The organism is Scandinavium sp., from assembly GCF_051650185.1.
GTDB lineage: Bacteria > Pseudomonadota > Gammaproteobacteria > Enterobacterales > Enterobacteriaceae > Scandinavium.
The window spans coordinates 1-15,988 of sequence record NZ_JBOFIN010000031.1 but is presented as its reverse complement, the minus strand read 5'-3'; the positions used below and the strand labels follow the sequence as shown (position 1 = coordinate 15,988).

The window sequence follows — 15,988 nt, the reverse complement described above, 5'->3', positions numbered from 1 at the left end:
TCACCGTTTCGAGGTCCCGTATAATACGTTTTCCTCATTCAGAGTCAAGCGTTTATTTTCGCTTTTCTCTGTCAGAATTTCCGGAGAAACCCTGCTGACCCGGCGGCTTGCTTGCCGTTGTTCCGTGTCAGTGGAGGCGCATTATAGGGAGTTCTGAGACGTTGACAAGAGCTGTTTGCAAAAAAAATTTCAACCGTCTCTTTTTTACTCAAATGCCTGCTTAACAGCCAGCTTTTCGAGCCTTTCGAAGCCATAACGCTGTAAAACGGGGAAAAGTTGTTCAGTTTCTCCCGTCTGCGCCATACAAAAGGCAATATTCGACTCTGAGGACTTAGCGTCTGGCGCTTCATGTTCAAGAAGCCATGCTGTGCGCCGTGCAATCGCCGCCCCAGAATCCACCAGTCGGGTTCCTTCTGGTAACACTTCAAGCAGCTCCTCTTGTAATAGAGGGAAGTGAGTACAGCCCAGCACAACAGTATCAGGCGGCTCTGGCATTCTCAGCCACGGCTTCAGGATGCGACGTAGTTCATCAAGCGGTACCGGCTCGCCGTGCAATTTCGCTTCAGCCAATACCACCAGCTCAGCAGACCCCAGCATTTCGATCTGGCATTCATTTGCAAAGCGCTCAATCAGCTCATGTGTATAAGGACGTTTGACGGTCCCACGCGTCGCCAGTAGTCCAACAACGCCATTGGCGGTTAAACGTGCCGCGGGTTTTATCGCAGGCACAACGCCCACAACCGGGAAGGCAAACTTTTCGCGTAAAGCAGGAAGTGAGACGGTACTCGCGGTGTTACAGGCAATCACAGCAAGCGCCAGTGGGTAACGAGCCTGCACCGCCGTCACAATCTCAAGAACACGCTCAACAATAAAAGCTTCCGTCTTCTCTCCGTAAGGAAAGGCGACATTGTCGAAAGCGTAGATGTAATGGAGATCCGGCAGCAGGTGCCGAATCTCATCATAAACCGACAACCCACCGACCCCGGAATCAAACACCAGGACGGTGGGACGTGGATCAGAAGGTGTAGCTGCCAGACAAGGTGTATTCCCGTCCTGCAGTTTCGTAGCCATAAACTGTCTCGTAATCTTTATCGAACAGATTAGCGATTTTACCACGAACTGTAAGGTTAGAGGTGATTGGATATGAAACCGCCACGTCCCACAGACTGACGCCGCCCATTTTCACAGTCTGGTAAGTGTTGAAGTCAGTATCATAGCGAGAACCGAGGTACTGGTAAGTCAGTCCCCAGTCGAAGTCATAGACCTGCCAGTCGAGTTGATACTTCACCTGCTGTTTGGCGCGACGCAATAACAGTTCATTAGTCTGAGCGTCACGGGCATCCAGGTAGTCATAGCTCACGGTATGCGCCAGCGGGCCAGTATCAAACGATGCAGAGGCCTCAACACCTTTAATACGCGCTTTGCCGACGTTGTAGTACTTCTGATTTGGGTATTGGCCAGTGGTATCAATCAGATTGTCGACATCATTCCGGTAACCCGACACCCGCCAGTTCACCCCAGCCGTTAAGCCTTCAAATGCCCCTTCCCACTGTTTGCTCTCTTCAGGCTTCAGGTCCGGATTACCGTAGCCCGTACTGTAAATCTGCCCAAGGTTCGGCGCTTTGAACGCGGTTCCGTAGGAAGCAATGAAGCGATAGCCCTCGACAAACTCCCAGGCCGCACTGCCCTGCCAGGTGCCATGCGTACCAAACTGGGAGTTGTCATCGCTACGGGCAGCTCCTTCAAAGGTGAAGTCACCGAACTGCTGCAAGCCAGTGAGATAAATACCCGTGTTCCGAATTTCGTAGCCATCGGTAACATAGCTGGTGCCCGGCTCAGTCGTCTGCTTTTGCCAGTCCACTCCGACACCCATGTTGCCGTGTCCGACGTCCACCGAGTTTGCCCATTGCAGGTTGTACTGCTGCACTTCATCCAGCGTTGCGGAGGAATCGTAGCGGCCAAAATTCGGATCGTAGTTGTAGTCTTTACTGTGGCTGTAGCTGGAAAGCAGCTGCGAATGGAAAATATCGTTATTAAAGCGAACGCCCGCGTCCCAGGTCTGGCTGTAGAGCTGACGCGTATCCAGCGTGCCGTAAGGGCTGTAGTATCCGTCATAAGCCGTGCGGTTGTCGTAGCCATAGCCGCGAACAAAGGCGCTCCACGCATCTGAGAAGTTATGCTCCAGCGCGCCATACAACGTTTTACTCATAAAGCCGTCGCGGTCGGGCTGTGCGACGCCGGTATTGCCATCTGCCACGATGTCGTAGCCTTTGCTGTAGGTGTAATCGCCGGAAAGGGTCACGCGCGTGTTGTCACCCAGCTTCTGTTGCGTGCTGCCGTTATAATCCTGATAACCGTGCGATCCCACGCCCGCATTCAGCGTCGTGCCGTCTTTATCACGGGTGGTGATGATGTTAACCACGCCGCCAATGGCATCGGAGCCGTAAACCGCGGAGCGCGGCCCGCGGATATACTCGATACGCTGAACGAGGCTAATCGGGAACTGGCTTAAATCAGAAGAGCCGCTGACACCCGCCTGGTTCAGGCGTACACCGTCAACCAGAATCAGAACATGGCTTGAGTTGGTACCGCGAATAAATAAAGAAGACTTCTGGCCCATCCCGCCGCTTTGCGCGATATCCACGCCCGGCAGTCGACGCATGACGTCAGTAAGCGATTGAGACTGCCAGCGATCGATATCCTGACGGGTTACGACACTCACTGGCGCCAGAACGGTATTAACAGGCTGTTGAAAACGGTTTGCCGTGATGACCATCGTGTCTGAGCTGCTGTCCTGCGCCCAGCCAGAAAATGCTGTGACGGAGAGCGCCGTCAGCAGCGAAGCTTTTTTAATCATTGTTAAAGCATCCAATAAATAAGAAGGATGCCGCTGGCTTCATCAGTAGTTCGCGATGATGAAGATCCGTTGCGACGTACTCCGGCAGGTCTTCGGGCTAGAAGGCCCCCGAACAAAGTCGGGGTAATGAAATGAAGACTTCCCGCCAAAGGCAGTGTCTGCTTGCGCTCTCATTTCGCCTTACTTTACCGCTGCGCGTCAGCTCCAGATTTGCACTGGATTCCCTTTTAACTCACAAGACCGGAAACAAGATGCTACATTCAGTAACATGCTCATGTCGAGGAAGTCCCGCTCCGATTCGGAAAACATCAAGGCTGGACATCCTCTGAGCATTCCCTACAATCCCCGCGTTATTCATCTCTTTCAGGAAGCATCATGACCCCCGAACACCTGCCGACAGAACAGTACGAGGCCCAACTGGCGGAGAAAGTCGTCCGTCTGCAAAGTATGATGGCGCCCCATAACGCACCCGTTCCGGAGGTGTTCCGCTCGCCTGTAAGCCATTACCGTATGCGCGCCGAGTTCCGCATGTGGCACGACGGTGACGACCTCTACCCCATCATTTTCGATCAAGAGACAAAGCAGCGTATTCGCGTCGATACTTTCCCGGCGGCCAGTGAATTAATCAATGCGTTGATGGAAGCGGTGCTGGGCGGAGTCAAAGCAGAGAAAACGCTGCGTCACAAGCTGTTCCAGATTGATTACCTGACCACGATGAGCAATCAGGCAATAGTCTCTCTGCTTTATCATAAGAAGCTGGATGAGGAATGGCAGGAAGCGGCAACGAAACTGCGTGATGCACTGCGTGCCGCCAATCTGAATGTGCACCTGATTGGCCGTGCGACGAAAACCAAAATCGCGCTGGATCAGGACTATATTGATGAACGCCTGCCGGTTGGCGGTCGTGAAATGATTTATCGCCAGGTAGAGAACAGCTTCACCCAACCGAATGCCGCGATGAACATTCAGATGCTCGAATGGGCGCTGGACGCTACGCAAAACTCGAAAGGGGATCTGCTGGAACTGTACTGCGGCAACGGCAACTTCTCGCTGGCGCTGGCGCGAAACTTTGATCGCGTACTGGCGACAGAAATTGCCAAACCGTCTGTCGCAGCGGCGCAGTACAACATTGCGGCCAACCACATTGATAACGTGCAAATTATCCGCATGTCAGCGGAAGAATTTACTCAGGCAATGAACGGCGTGCGGGAATTTAATCGACTGCAAGGCATTGATTTGAAGAGCTATCAATGTGAAACGATTTTCGTCGATCCCCCGCGCAGCGGGCTGGACAGCGAAACCGAGAAGATGGTGCAGGCCTACCCACGCATCCTTTATATCTCCTGCAACCCGGAAACGCTGTGCAAGAACCTGGAAACGTTAGGTCAGACCCACAAGGTAGAGCGCCTGGCGCTATTTGATCAGTTCCCGTACACCCATCATATGGAGTGTGGGGTCTGGCTGACGAAGAAATAATGTCTTAGCAGGCCGGATAAGCGCAGCGCCATCCGGCAAAATGGCAGGTGGCGCGATGCTTACCTGCCCTACAAAAACAACACTTATTCCGCGATTTCCGCTTTGCGATTACGCATCCTGAAAGCAATCCAGAACACCATCACCACCGACAGCACTGCCGGGAAGAAGTTAGAGCCGATATCCGGATACTCTGCACGCACGACAGTGCTGTACACCAACACACCCAGAATGAAACAGGCGGCGGCAAGCCCAGGCAGGCCAACGGGCATGGTGCGATTTTGATAACGTTGATGCAGGCAATACACCGTCAGCACCAGCGCGATAAGGGGGAAGACGGAAAACGGCACAATAGAACTGAAGAGTGCAGCGAATGTTCCGTTAATGGATAAACCAGCGATCAGCGCCAGCAACAACGTACCTCTATCTTGACCTGTCTGTTTCATTGCTTGTCCTTCACGTTATTCAGAATGATGTGTCATCTTTTCTTGTTCGCGGCGATACCAGTAATACGCACCTTTGGAGATCATCCTCAGCTGCAAAACCAGTCGCTCTTCTAATTGTCGGCGCTGCTCAGGGCCGACATCCAGTGCCTCCGCGCCCGCACTGAAAACAATGGTCACCATCGCTTCAGCCTGTGCCTCAGTAAAGGCGCGCGGCATATGGTTTTCGATTTCCAGATAGTCAGCAAGTTCCGCAATAAAGTGCTGAATTTCACGCGCCACCGCGGCACGAAACGCCGCAGAGGTGCCGGAACGTTCACGCAGTAATAAACGAAAGGCGTTCGGATTGTTACCGATAAACTCCATAAAGGTCGACACAGAGGTACGGATAACGCTGCCGCCTTTGGCGATACGCTGACGTGCCTGACGCATCAGCTGGCGCAGCATCAACCCGCTTTCATCCACCATGGTCAGCCCGAGTTCATCCACATCGCGAAAATGGCGGTAAAACGAGGTTGGCGCAATGCCCGCCTCGCGCGCCACTTCACGCAGGCTAAGGCTGGCAAAACTTCTTTCCCCACTCAACTGGCTGAATGCGGCTTCCACCAGCGAACGCCGGGTTTTTTCTTTTTGTTGCGCTCTTACGCCCATCACGATGTCTGAATCCTTCCCTCTGCGTTGCTGGCACTATACCAGAGATTAAAACTAATCTGTTTGAGGTGCTTTGTGAATGATTGTTTACGCGCGGTTTGTGCTTTGATGCCGGAAAAAAGCACAACGATAATTGGGTTATCCCGCCAATGATGTTAGTATTCTGTTGCTTTTATGTATAAGAACAGGTAAGCCTTACCATGCCACACACCTACGATTATGATGCAATAGTAATTGGTTCTGGCCCGGGCGGCGAAGGTGCCGCAATGGGGCTGGTGAAGCAAGGAGCCCGTGTCGCCGTTATTGAGCGTTATCATAACGTCGGCGGCGGTTGTACCCACTGGGGGACTATCCCGTCGAAAGCGCTCCGTCATGCCGTCAGCCGCATTATTGAATTCAACCAGAACCCTCTCTACAGCGACCATTCCCGACTTCTTCGTTCCTCTTTTGCCGATATTCTCAATCATGCCGACAGCGTGATTAACCAGCAGACGCGGATGCGACAGGGTTTCTACGAGCGTAACCACTGCGAAATCCTTCAGGGTGACGCTCACTTTGTTGACGAACATACCATCGCGCTGGAGTGCCACGACGGTTCTGTCGAAACGCTCACTGCAGAGAAATTCGTCATCGCCTGCGGCTCTCGCCCTTACCGCCCGGACGACGTGGATTTCTCTCATCCGCGTGTGTATGACAGCGACTCTATTCTCAGCCTGCATCATGAACCACGTCATGTGATCATCTACGGCGCGGGGGTGATCGGCTGCGAATATGCGTCGATCTTCCGCGGCATGGAGGTCAAGGTCGATCTGATTAACACCCGCGATCGCCTGCTGGCCTTCCTCGATCAGGAAATGTCAGATTCTCTCTCGTACCACTTCTGGAACAGCGGCGTCGTTATTCGCCACAACGAAGAGTATGAGAAAATTGAAGGCTGCGATGATGGCGTCATCATGCACCTGAAATCCGGGAAGAAGCTCAAGGCCGACTGCCTGCTGTATGCTAACGGCCGTACCGGTAACACCGACTCCCTGGCACTGGAAAACATCGGTCTGCAAACCGACAGCCGCGGTCAGCTGAAGGTCAACAGCATGTACCAGACGGCGATCCCACATATCTATGCGGTGGGCGACGTTATCGGTTATCCGAGCCTGGCTTCAGCGGCCTATGATCAAGGTCGTATCGCCGCGCAGGCCCTGGTGAAAGGGGAAGCAACAGCGCACCTGATTGAAGATATCCCGACGGGTATCTACACCATTCCGGAAATTAGTTCTGTGGGTAAAACCGAGCAGCAGCTGACGGCGATGAAAGTGCCGTATGAAGTGGGTCGGGCGCAGTTCAAGCACCTGGCGCGAGCACAAATCGTGGGGATGAACGTGGGAACCCTGAAGATCCTGTTCCATAGGGAAACGAAAGAGATCCTCGGCATTCACTGCTTTGGGGAGCGCGCGGCCGAAATCATTCACATCGGCCAGGCGATAATGGAGCAGAAAGGTGGCGGTAACACCATCGAGTACTTCGTTAACACCACCTTTAACTACCCGACCATGGCGGAAGCCTATCGGGTAGCGGCGCTGAATGGCTTAAACCGCCTGTTTTAACGGCTTATCGAAATGGCCATCCATCTGCGTGCGGATGGCCTCTGCCAGCTGCTCATAGCGGCTGCGCAGCGGTGAACCCGGACGGTAAACCAGACCCACAGTACGACGTGGCTCAGGCTTAATACACGGCAGATAAACAACACCATCACGTTTACGCTCCGGCGGCACGGCCAGGGCTGGCAACAGCGTGATACCGCTGCCCGCAGCCACCATATTACGCAGCGTCTCCAGGCTGGTTGCGCGGAAATGGGTATCTTCATCAGCACCCGCTTCAAAGCAAAAGCCCATCGCCTGATCGCGTAAGCAGTGCCCGTCTTCCAGCATCAGCAATTTTTCACCGGCCAAATCGGCCATCGGTACCACGTCGCGGTTAGCCCATGGATGATCGGCGTAAATCGCCAGCATCATTGGCTCATCAAACAGCGGCACCTCAATAAAGGCTTCGCTCTCTTTGACCAACGCAAGAATGGCACAGTCGAGTTTGCCGCTGTCGAGTTGTGCCAGCAGCTGGTGCGTCTGCGCTTCATGCAGATACATTTCGAGTTTCGGAAAGGCCTGATGCAGCATCGGAATGATGTGCGGCAGCAGGTAAGGGCCAACGGTCGGGATCAGGCCAATATGCAGCGGCCCGGACATCGTTTCGCCCTGCTGACTTGCCATCTCCTTGAGCACTTTGACCTCACGCAGCACAGTCCTCGCCTGATCCACCAGCAGCAAACCTGCCTGGGTGAACAGCACTTTACGGCTGGTGCGCTCCAGCAGCATCACGCCAAGCTCATCTTCCAGCTTGCGGATCTGCCCGCTTAACGTCGGCTGGCTGACGTGGCAGGAGTCCGCCGCACGGCGAAAATGACGATGCTCAGCTAACGCTACCAGGTATTCAAGATCACGAATATTCATTATTCATCCTCCGTCGCCACGATAGTTCATGGCGATAGATAGCATAGCAACGAACGATTATCCCTATCAAGCTTTCTGGTCAATAATAGCTCACATAAACGAGGCGGTACCTCAGTTAACCCTTGAAGCCACCGACCCCGTTCAGAGCTCTCTCTGATATGAATAACTAAAGCCAACGTGAACTTTGCGGACCCTTGTGGTCCGCTTTTTTTTGCATAAAAAAGCCCGAGGTAAAAGCAAAAAGGCAACTTACGTTGCCTTTTTTAGTGTTTGCTCCCTCTCCCTGTGGGAGAGGGCCGGGGTGAGGGTACCAGACCGCACAGATTACCCCAGACGTTCTATTGCATCCGAAATTGCCTGCGCCACCTGCTTCGGCGATACGCCACCTTTTGCCGCACGCTTATCCAGGCACGACTGCAGCGCCAGAATCGGGTAAACGTCGTCTCCGATCACCGCACAGAACTTTTGCAGATCAGAAAGGGGCAACTCTTCCAACGGTTTACCCTGACGAATGGCTTCCACCACCGCTTCACCGACGATATGGTGTGCCTCGCGGAACGGCACGCCTTTCGCAACCAGGTAATCAGCCAGCTCGGTCGAGTTTGCATAACCTTGCTGCGCCGCCTCCTGGCAGCGCGGGCGTTTCACCTGAATGCCGTCGAGCACCAACGCCGCCATATGCAGGCAGTCGAGCCAGGTATCCAGCGCGTCAAACAGGCCTTCTTTGTCTTCCTGCATATCTTTGTTATAGGCCAGCGGCAGGCCTTTCAGGGTCATCATCATGCCCGTCAGCGCGCCCTGCACACGGCCGCATTTGCCACGAATCAGCTCCAGTGCATCAGGGTTTTTCTTCTGCGGCATCAGGGAAGAGCCGGAAGTCACGCGATCGGAAAGCTCAACAAAGCCTGCTTCACCCGAGTTAAAGAAAATCAAATCTTCAGCAAAGCGTGAAAGGTGCACCATGCCGATGGAGGCATTCGACAACAGTTCCAGCACGTGGTCACGGTCAGACACGCTATCGAGACTGTTGCGAGTCGCAGAAGCAAAACCTAACCAGCCAGCCAGCTCATCGCGATCAATCTCATAAGCCGTTCCTGCCAGCGCGCCGCTACCCAGCGGGCTGACATCAAGGCGTCTTAAGGTATCCTGCAAACGGCTTTCATCACGCGCCAGCATCTCAACATACGCAAGGCTCCAGTGCGCAAACGTCACAGGCTGCGCGCGCTGAAGATGGGTATAACCCGGCATCACGGCGTCCTGATTGTTTTGCGCCGTCTCGACCAGGGCGCTCTGCAATTGACGAGTGGCGCTGAGCAGTTCGGTGATGGTGTCTTTACACCACAGTTTGAGATCGGTCGCGACCTGATCGTTACGGCTACGGCCGGTGTGGAGTTTCTTGCCTAACTGGCCAACTTTGTCGATAAGCTTGCCTTCCACCCAGCTGTGAATATCTTCGGCATCGCTTTCGAGGATTTGCTGAGGATTCGCCCGCACCTCTTCCAGCAGCACATTCAGCGCTTCTTCAAGCTGCTGTTGCTCACTGCTGGTCAGCACGCCAACGGTCACCAGCGCTTTGGACCAGGCAACAGAGCCAACGATATCCTGCTCCGCCAGGCGATAGTCAAAGCGCAAAGAGTCGTTGAACTGTTTGAACCGCTGATCTGCTGCCTGAGTAAAACGCCCGCCCCAAAGTGCCATAACATGCTTCCTTAAATTCGTTTATTTTTACCGGATATGAACCGAGGAGAAAACAACCCTCACCCCTGCCCTCTCCCTGAGGAAGAGGGGGAAAACCAGCGCCGGCCAGTCCCCTCTCCCCTTTGGGGAGAGGGTTGGGGTGAGGGGTAAATATTAAGCCAGAATACGCGTACCAATCGGCGTGCCGTTAAACAGCGACGGCAGCTGCTCGGCATGACGCCATGAAGCGATATCAACCGGGCGGCCCAGCGTACGCGCCGCATCCAGCGCCGCATTCACTTTAACAATCATGCCATCGGTGATGATGCCCTGGTCGATAAGCTGCTCCGCTTTCGCCGCGGTCATCTCTGCGATGCGCTGGCCTTTGCCATCCAGAATACCGCTGACATCAGACAGCAAAATCAGATCGGCACCCAGCGTTGCCGCCAGTGCGGTAGCGGCCTGGTCGGCGTTCACGTTCATCAGCTGACCTTCTTCGGTCACGCCAATGGAACTCACCACTGGCAGGAAACCACCTTCCAGCAGGGTAGTAATCAGTTTTGGTGAACCCGGCTGCGCCAATCCGACGTGACCCAGTTCTTCATCAAGCTGGGAAACTTTCACGCTGTCCCCGTCGCCGAGATACAAACCGACAGAGGCAATATGATGCTTCTTCGCCCACGCCAGCAGCGTTTTGTTGGCCGTTCCCGCCAGCGCACCGGTGATGATGTCAATTTGATCAGCAGGCGTCACACGCAGGCCGTTTTTCTTTTTCACCGGCAGATTGAGCCCTTTCATCAGCTCATCCACCACGCAGCCGCCACCGTGAACAATCACCAGCGGGCGTTTGTGCTCCGCGCGGTAGTTCACCAGCGCAGTAAAAAGACGCTCCAGCGCTTCTTCGCTGTCCAGCAGTACACCACCGAGTTTGATAATTAATGGATTCATCATCGCGCCTGTTATTCGTTAAAGAAGAGACTGGGTTTCGGCAAAGCCAAAACGAATGTTCGCACACTGCATCGCCTGTGCCGCTGCGCCTTTCAGCAGGTTGTCCTCTGCGGCAACAACGATCAGGTGTTCGCCCTGAACGGCAAAGCCGATATCGCAGAACGGCAGACCCACCACATTTTTCAGGGCCGGGACGCCGTTGTCGTAAAGACGGACCAGAGGCTTGCTGGCATAGGCTTGCTGGAAAACATCGGCTACCTGCTCACGGGTCACTCCCGTTTTCAGGCGGCAGGTGATCGTTTCCAGAATCCCGCGTTTAAAGTTACCCAGGTGCGGAGTGAAAATCACCTCTGCGCCAAGGTGAGTGGTAATTTCTGGATGATGGCGGTGATTGAACACGCCATACGGCTGCAGGCTCACTTCGCAGAAACTGTTGGAAATAGCCGCTTTACGCCCGGCACCGCTAACGCCACTGGTGGCGTTGATCACCGGCCATTGGGAAAGATCTAACAACCCGGCGTCGATCAGCGGTTTCAATGAGAGCTGCGCCGCCGTCGGGTAACAGCCCGGCACCGCAATCAGATTCGCTTCTTTGATCTTATCGCCGCTCCACTCCGCCAGGCCGTAAACCGCCTGCTCCAGCAGCTGTGGGTGCTGGTGAGTGAAACCGTAATATTTTTGATAAAACTCAGCATCGTTGACGCGGAACGCGCCGGAAAGATCGAACACCATGCAGCCTGCATCAAGGAACTGCGGCGCTAAATCGTGGCTCACTTCATGGGCCGTTGCGAGGAACACCACATCCACGCCCGCGCTGAATTCACGAATATCAGACATTGGCTGAAGCGGCAAATCGACAAGGCCTTTCAGCTGCGGATGCAGGTCGGAGATTAACTTTCCGGCATCATTGCTTTGCGCTGAGACCGTCAAAGCGGTTATGTTCATGTGCGGATGACGATTTACGTAACTCACCAGCTCAGCGCCTGCATAACCGCTTGCGCCTACAATCAGCGTATTCAACATCGGGTTCCTTTATGCTCAACGATAATGTATTTTTATTCACTAATACTGCATGAATATTGATACTATCATGACCTGAGGTGTGTCAACAATGAAAAACAATTTACCGCCATTTATCGAGATTTACCGCGCATTGATCGCCACACCGTCCATCAGCGCCACCGAAGAATCCCTCGACCAGAGTAATGAAGGTTTAATCAATCTGCTGGCGGATTGGTTCTCCGCGATCGGCTTCAACGTTGAGATCCAGCCGGTCCCCGGTACTCGCCACAAATTTAATATGCTGGCCAGCACAGGAACCGGTGCAGGCGGGCTATTGCTGACAGGCCATACCGACACCGTCCCGTTCGACGACGGTCGCTGGACGCGCGATCCGTTCACCCTGACCGAGCATGACAACAAGCTTTACGGCTTGGGCACCGCCGACATGAAAGGCTTCTTCGCCTTTATTCTCGATGCCCTGCGTGATGTTGACGTGACTCAACTGAAAAAACCGCTCTACATTCTGGCGACCGCCGATGAAGAGACCAGCATGGCTGGCGCGCGCTATTTCTCTGAATCCACCACGCTGCGCCCGGACTGCGCCATTATCGGCGAACCCACCTCGCTGCAACCTGTTCGCGCTCACAAAGGCCATATTTCCAGTGCGATCCGCGTGTTAGGCCAATCTGGGCACTCAAGCGATCCGGATCGTGGGGTGAACGCCATTGAGCTGATGCACGATGCGATTGGCCGAATTATGCAGCTGCGCGACTCGCTGAAAGAACGCTATCACTACGATGCGTTTGCCGTGCCGTATCCAACGCTAAACCTGGGTGCTATTCACGGCGGCGACGCGTCCAACCGAATTTGCGCCTGCTGCGAACTGCATATGGACATTCGCCCGCTGCCGGGCATGACGCTTGATGATCTCAACGGCCTGCTGACGGAAACGCTGGCTCCGGTCAGTGAAAAATGGCCGGGTCGCCTGACCGTTTCGGAACTGCATCCGCCCATTCCGGGCTATGCCTGCCCGCCGGATCATCAGCTGGTACAGGTGGTGGAAAAGCTGCTTGGCACAAAAACCGAAGTGGTGAACTACTGCACCGAAGCGCCCTATATTCAGACCCTGTGCCCAACGCTGGTATTGGGGCCTGGCTCTATTAATCAGGCGCACCAGCCGGATGAATATCTCGAAACGCGCTTTATCAAACCGACCCGCGAGCTGATCACGCAAGTTGTGCATCATTTCTGCTGGCACTGATTTGCCCTCACCCCGGCCCTCTCCCCAAAGGGGCGAGGGAGAAAAACTTGCTCTGTTGAGTCCCCTCTCCCTTCCAGGGAGAGGGTTAGGGTGAGGGTCATTCCCAAGTGATACCGGTCACATTTCCATAAGCAACGCTTATCTCACTCGCGCTGAGTTAAATTTGGCAAATTACGGGCATTTATTCGTTTGCTGAACCGATTTCGCAGCAATTGACGTAGGGGTTTTTACGTGGCTTTATAAAGTGAAGACGAGAAAATACCGAAAAGCATGTCCGAACGATTTTGCGTCACCGTAACCGGTCTCAACACGGTTGTGCAAAATCCCGGGACATACATAAATGAGATGGGGTGTCTGGGGTTTATGAACGAACAATATTCCGCTTTGCGCAGTAATGTCAGTATGCTCGGTAAGGTGCTAGGAGAAACCATCAAGGATGCTCTTGGTGAAAACATTCTTGATCGCGTTGAAACCATTCGTAAGTTGTCAAAATCTTCCCGTGCGGGCAATGAGGCCAATCGCCAGGAATTGCTGACCACGTTACAGAATCTGTCTAACGATGAGCTGCTCCCGGTAGCCCGCGCATTCAGCCAGTTTCTGAATCTGGCGAATACCGCCGAGCAATACCACAGTATTTCACCGAAAGGTGAAGCCGCCAGCAACCCGGAAGTGATTGCTCGTACGCTTCGTAAACTCAAAGATCAGCCTGATCTCAACGAAACGACCATCAAGAAAGCGGTCGAAGCGCTGTCGCTCGAACTGGTTCTGACCGCCCACCCCACAGAAATCACGCGTCGTACGCTGATCCACAAAATGGTGGAAGTGAACAACTGCCTGAAACAGCTCGATAACAAAGATATCGCCGACTACGAACAGCACCAGCTGATGCGCCGTCTGCGCCAGCTGATTGCCCAGTCCTGGCATACCGATGAAATTCGTAAACACCGCCCAAGCCCGGTCGATGAAGCCAAATGGGGCTTTGCGGTGGTTGAAAACAGCCTGTGGGAAGGTGTACCAAACTACCTGCGCGAACTGAACGAACAGCTTGAAGATAACCTTGGTTATCAGCTCCCGGTTGGTTTTGTGCCTGTGCGCTTTACCTCCTGGATGGGTGGCGATCGTGACGGCAACCCGAACGTGACCGCCGACATCACCCGCACCGTACTGCTGCTGGGCCGCTGGAAAGCGACCGACCTGTTCCTGAAAGATGTCCAGTTGCTGATTTCCGAACTGTCGATGGTGGAATGCACCGACGAGCTGCGCGAATACGTAGGTGAAGCGGGTGCCGCCGAACCGTATCGTTATCTGCTGAAAACCCTGCGTAGCCAGCTGATGGCAACACAGGCATGGCTGGAAGCACGTCTGAAGGGTGAAAAACTGCCTAAACCGGCTGGCCTGATCACGCAGAACGAACAGCTCTGGGAACCGCTGTACGCCTGTTATAAATCCCTGCAATCCTGCGGGATGGGCATCATCGCCAACGGCGAACTGCTCGATACCCTGCGCCGCGTGAAGTGCTTCGGCGTTCCGCTGGTGCGCATCGACGTACGTCAGGAAAGCACTCGTCATACCGAAGCGCTGGGTGAACTCACCCGCTATCTCGGCATTGGCGATTACGAAAGCTGGTCTGAAGCCGACAAACAGGCCTTCCTGATCCGCGAGCTGAATTCCAAACGCCCATTGCTGCCGCGTCAGTGGGAGCCAAGCGAAGAAACCCGCGAAGTCCTCGACACCTGCAAAGTGATTGCCGAAGCGCCGAAGGGTTCCGTGGCGGCGTACGTTATCTCCATGGCGAAAACGCCTTCTGACGTGCTGGCTGTACACCTGCTGCTGAAAGAAGCGGGCATCGGCTTTGCGCTGCCGGTTGCGCCACTGTTCGAAACGCTGGATGACCTCAACAATGCCAACGATGTGATGACGCAGTTGCTGAACATCGACTGGTATCGTGGCTTTATCCAGGGCAAACAGATGGTGATGATTGGCTATTCCGACTCCGCGAAAGATGCGGGCGTGATGGCAGCATCATGGGCGCAGTATCAGGCGCAGGACGCGCTGATCAAAACCTGCGAAAAAGCAGGCATCGAGCTGACGCTGTTCCACGGTCGCGGCGGTTCTATCGGTCGTGGCGGCGCACCTGCTCACGCGGCTCTGCTCTCACAGCCGCCGGGAAGCCTGAAAGGCGGCCTGCGCGTGACCGAACAAGGCGAGATGATCCGCTTCAAATACGGCCTGCCGGAAGTCACCATCAGCAGCCTGTCGCTCTACACCAGCGCGATTCTGGAAGCGAACCTGTTGCCACCGCCGGAGCCGAAAGCCGAGTGGCGTCACATCATGGCGGAGCTGTCAGACATCTCCTGCGACATGTATCGCGGCTATGTGCGTGAAAACAAAGATTTCGTTCCATATTTCCGTTCTGCGACACCAGAACAGGAACTGGGCAAACTGCCGCTGGGTTCTCGCCCTGCGAAGCGTCGTCCAACCGGCGGCGTGGAATCCCTGCGCGCCATTCCGTGGATTTTCGCCTGGACCCAGAACCGCCTGATGCTGCCAGCCTGGCTGGGCGCAGGCGCTGCGCTGCAAAAAGTGGTGGAAGACGGCAAACAGAGCGAACTGGAAACCATGTGCCGCGACTGGCCGTTCTTCTCTACCCGTTTAGGCATGCTGGAGATGGTCTTCGCCAAAGCCGACCTGTGGCTGGCAGAGTACTACGATCAGCGTCTGGTGAAAAAAGAGCTGTGGCCACTGGGCGCAGAGCTGCGCGAGCTGCTGGAAGCGGATATCAAAGTTGTCCTGGATATCGCCAACGACTCGCATTTGATGGCCGATCTGCCGTGGATTGCTGAGTCCATTCAGTTACGTAACATCTACACCGACCCGTTGAACGTCTTGCAGGCTGAGCTGCTGCACCGTTCACGTCTGGCCGAGGAAGAAGGCAAAGAGCCGGACCCACGCGTTGAACAAGCGCTGATGGTGACCATCGCAGGCGTTGCGGCGGGGATGCGTAATACGGGTTGATGTTGTGTGTCGGGTGGCGCTGCGCTGACCCGACCTTGTATTATCCCCCACGTGCAGAAAGAGCCGGCCAGTTCTTTCTGCCTGCAGTCCGGACGCCGTACCTGACCTTAGATTCTCAAATCTGTGGCGTAGATAATTCGCGCCGGACTGCACTTCTCCA

12 protein-coding genes and 1 riboswitch are annotated in these 15,988 nt (G+C 54.6%); of the genes, 4 read left to right on the top strand and 8 right to left on the bottom strand.

Going from position 1 to position 15,988, the window contains the following annotated elements; all coding sequences use genetic code 11:
• Window positions 1-204: 204 nt before the first annotated feature.
• Window positions 205-1,071, bottom strand: coding sequence for a glutamate racemase (gene murI, locus ACRCWW_RS04515; RefSeq protein WP_438681340.1), 867 nt, complete (start codon window positions 1,069-1,071; stop codon window positions 205-207).
• Complete coding sequence (btuB, locus tag ACRCWW_RS04510; protein WP_438681339.1) at window positions 1,016-2,857, bottom strand: TonB-dependent vitamin B12 receptor BtuB; 1,842 nt, start codon at window positions 2,855-2,857, stop codon at window positions 1,016-1,018. Before btuB ends, murI begins: the two co-directional genes overlap by 56 nt.
• Before the next feature lie 66 nt (window positions 2,858-2,923).
• Window positions 2,924-3,117, bottom strand: a riboswitch (cobalamin riboswitch).
• Between the two features lie 115 nt (window positions 3,118-3,232).
• Between btuB and trmA the strand changes: the two genes are divergently transcribed.
• Complete coding sequence (gene trmA / locus ACRCWW_RS04505) at window positions 3,233-4,333, top strand: tRNA (uridine(54)-C5)-methyltransferase TrmA (RefSeq protein ID WP_438681338.1); 1,101 nt, start codon at window positions 3,233-3,235, stop codon at window positions 4,331-4,333.
• Window positions 4,334-4,416: 83 nt separating this feature from the next.
• Here the strand turns inward: trmA and ACRCWW_RS04500 are convergent, their stop codons facing one another.
• Entirely contained in the window at window positions 4,417-4,776 is a 360-nt protein-coding gene (locus ACRCWW_RS04500) for a YijD family membrane protein (RefSeq protein ID WP_438681337.1), read from the bottom strand.
• 15 nt (window positions 4,777-4,791) lie between these two features.
• Window positions 4,792-5,427, bottom strand: a complete 636-nt coding sequence (gene fabR, locus ACRCWW_RS04495; RefSeq protein ID WP_438681336.1) for an HTH-type transcriptional repressor FabR — start codon at window positions 5,425-5,427, stop codon at window positions 4,792-4,794.
• 197 nt (window positions 5,428-5,624) lie between these two features.
• Here fabR and sthA point away from each other — a divergent pair, with 197 nt between their 5' ends.
• A complete protein-coding gene (gene sthA, locus ACRCWW_RS04490; RefSeq protein ID WP_438681335.1) occupies window positions 5,625-7,025 on the top strand; it encodes a Si-specific NAD(P)(+) transhydrogenase in 1,401 nt (466 codons plus the stop codon).
• Here sthA and oxyR read toward each other — a convergent pair.
• From oxyR to argC, 4 genes are all read right to left on the bottom strand, one after another.
• Window positions 7,008-7,925, bottom strand: a complete 918-nt coding sequence (gene oxyR / locus ACRCWW_RS04485; protein ID WP_404658197.1) for a DNA-binding transcriptional regulator OxyR — start codon at window positions 7,923-7,925, stop codon at window positions 7,008-7,010. The two genes, sthA and oxyR, sit on opposite strands and share 18 nt — an antisense overlap.
• Window positions 7,926-8,249: 324 nt before the next feature.
• The gene (argH, locus tag ACRCWW_RS04480) at window positions 8,250-9,623 is read right to left on the bottom strand and encodes an argininosuccinate lyase (protein WP_438681334.1); all 1,374 of its coding nucleotides are present in this window, start codon (window positions 9,621-9,623) and stop codon (window positions 8,250-8,252) included.
• A gap of 153 nt (window positions 9,624-9,776) precedes the next feature.
• Complete coding sequence (gene argB / locus ACRCWW_RS04475) at window positions 9,777-10,553, bottom strand: acetylglutamate kinase (RefSeq protein ID WP_438681333.1); 777 nt, start codon at window positions 10,551-10,553, stop codon at window positions 9,777-9,779.
• Window positions 10,554-10,568: 15 nt separating this feature from the next.
• Window positions 10,569-11,573 (bottom strand): N-acetyl-gamma-glutamyl-phosphate reductase, encoded by a 1,005-nt coding sequence (gene argC / locus ACRCWW_RS04470; protein WP_438681332.1) that lies wholly within the window; start codon window positions 11,571-11,573, stop codon window positions 10,569-10,571.
• A gap of 88 nt (window positions 11,574-11,661) precedes the next feature.
• On the opposite strand from argC, the gene argE reads away from it, so the two are divergent.
• Window positions 11,662-12,813: an acetylornithine deacetylase gene (gene argE / locus ACRCWW_RS04465; RefSeq protein ID WP_438681331.1), complete on the top strand. Its 1,152-nt coding sequence runs from the start codon at window positions 11,662-11,664 to the stop codon at window positions 12,811-12,813.
• A 363-nt stretch (window positions 12,814-13,176) separates the two neighbouring features.
• Window positions 13,177-15,828: a phosphoenolpyruvate carboxylase gene (gene ppc / locus ACRCWW_RS04460; protein ID WP_438681330.1), complete on the top strand. Its 2,652-nt coding sequence runs from the start codon at window positions 13,177-13,179 to the stop codon at window positions 15,826-15,828.
• Window positions 15,829-15,988: the final 160 nt, after the last annotated feature.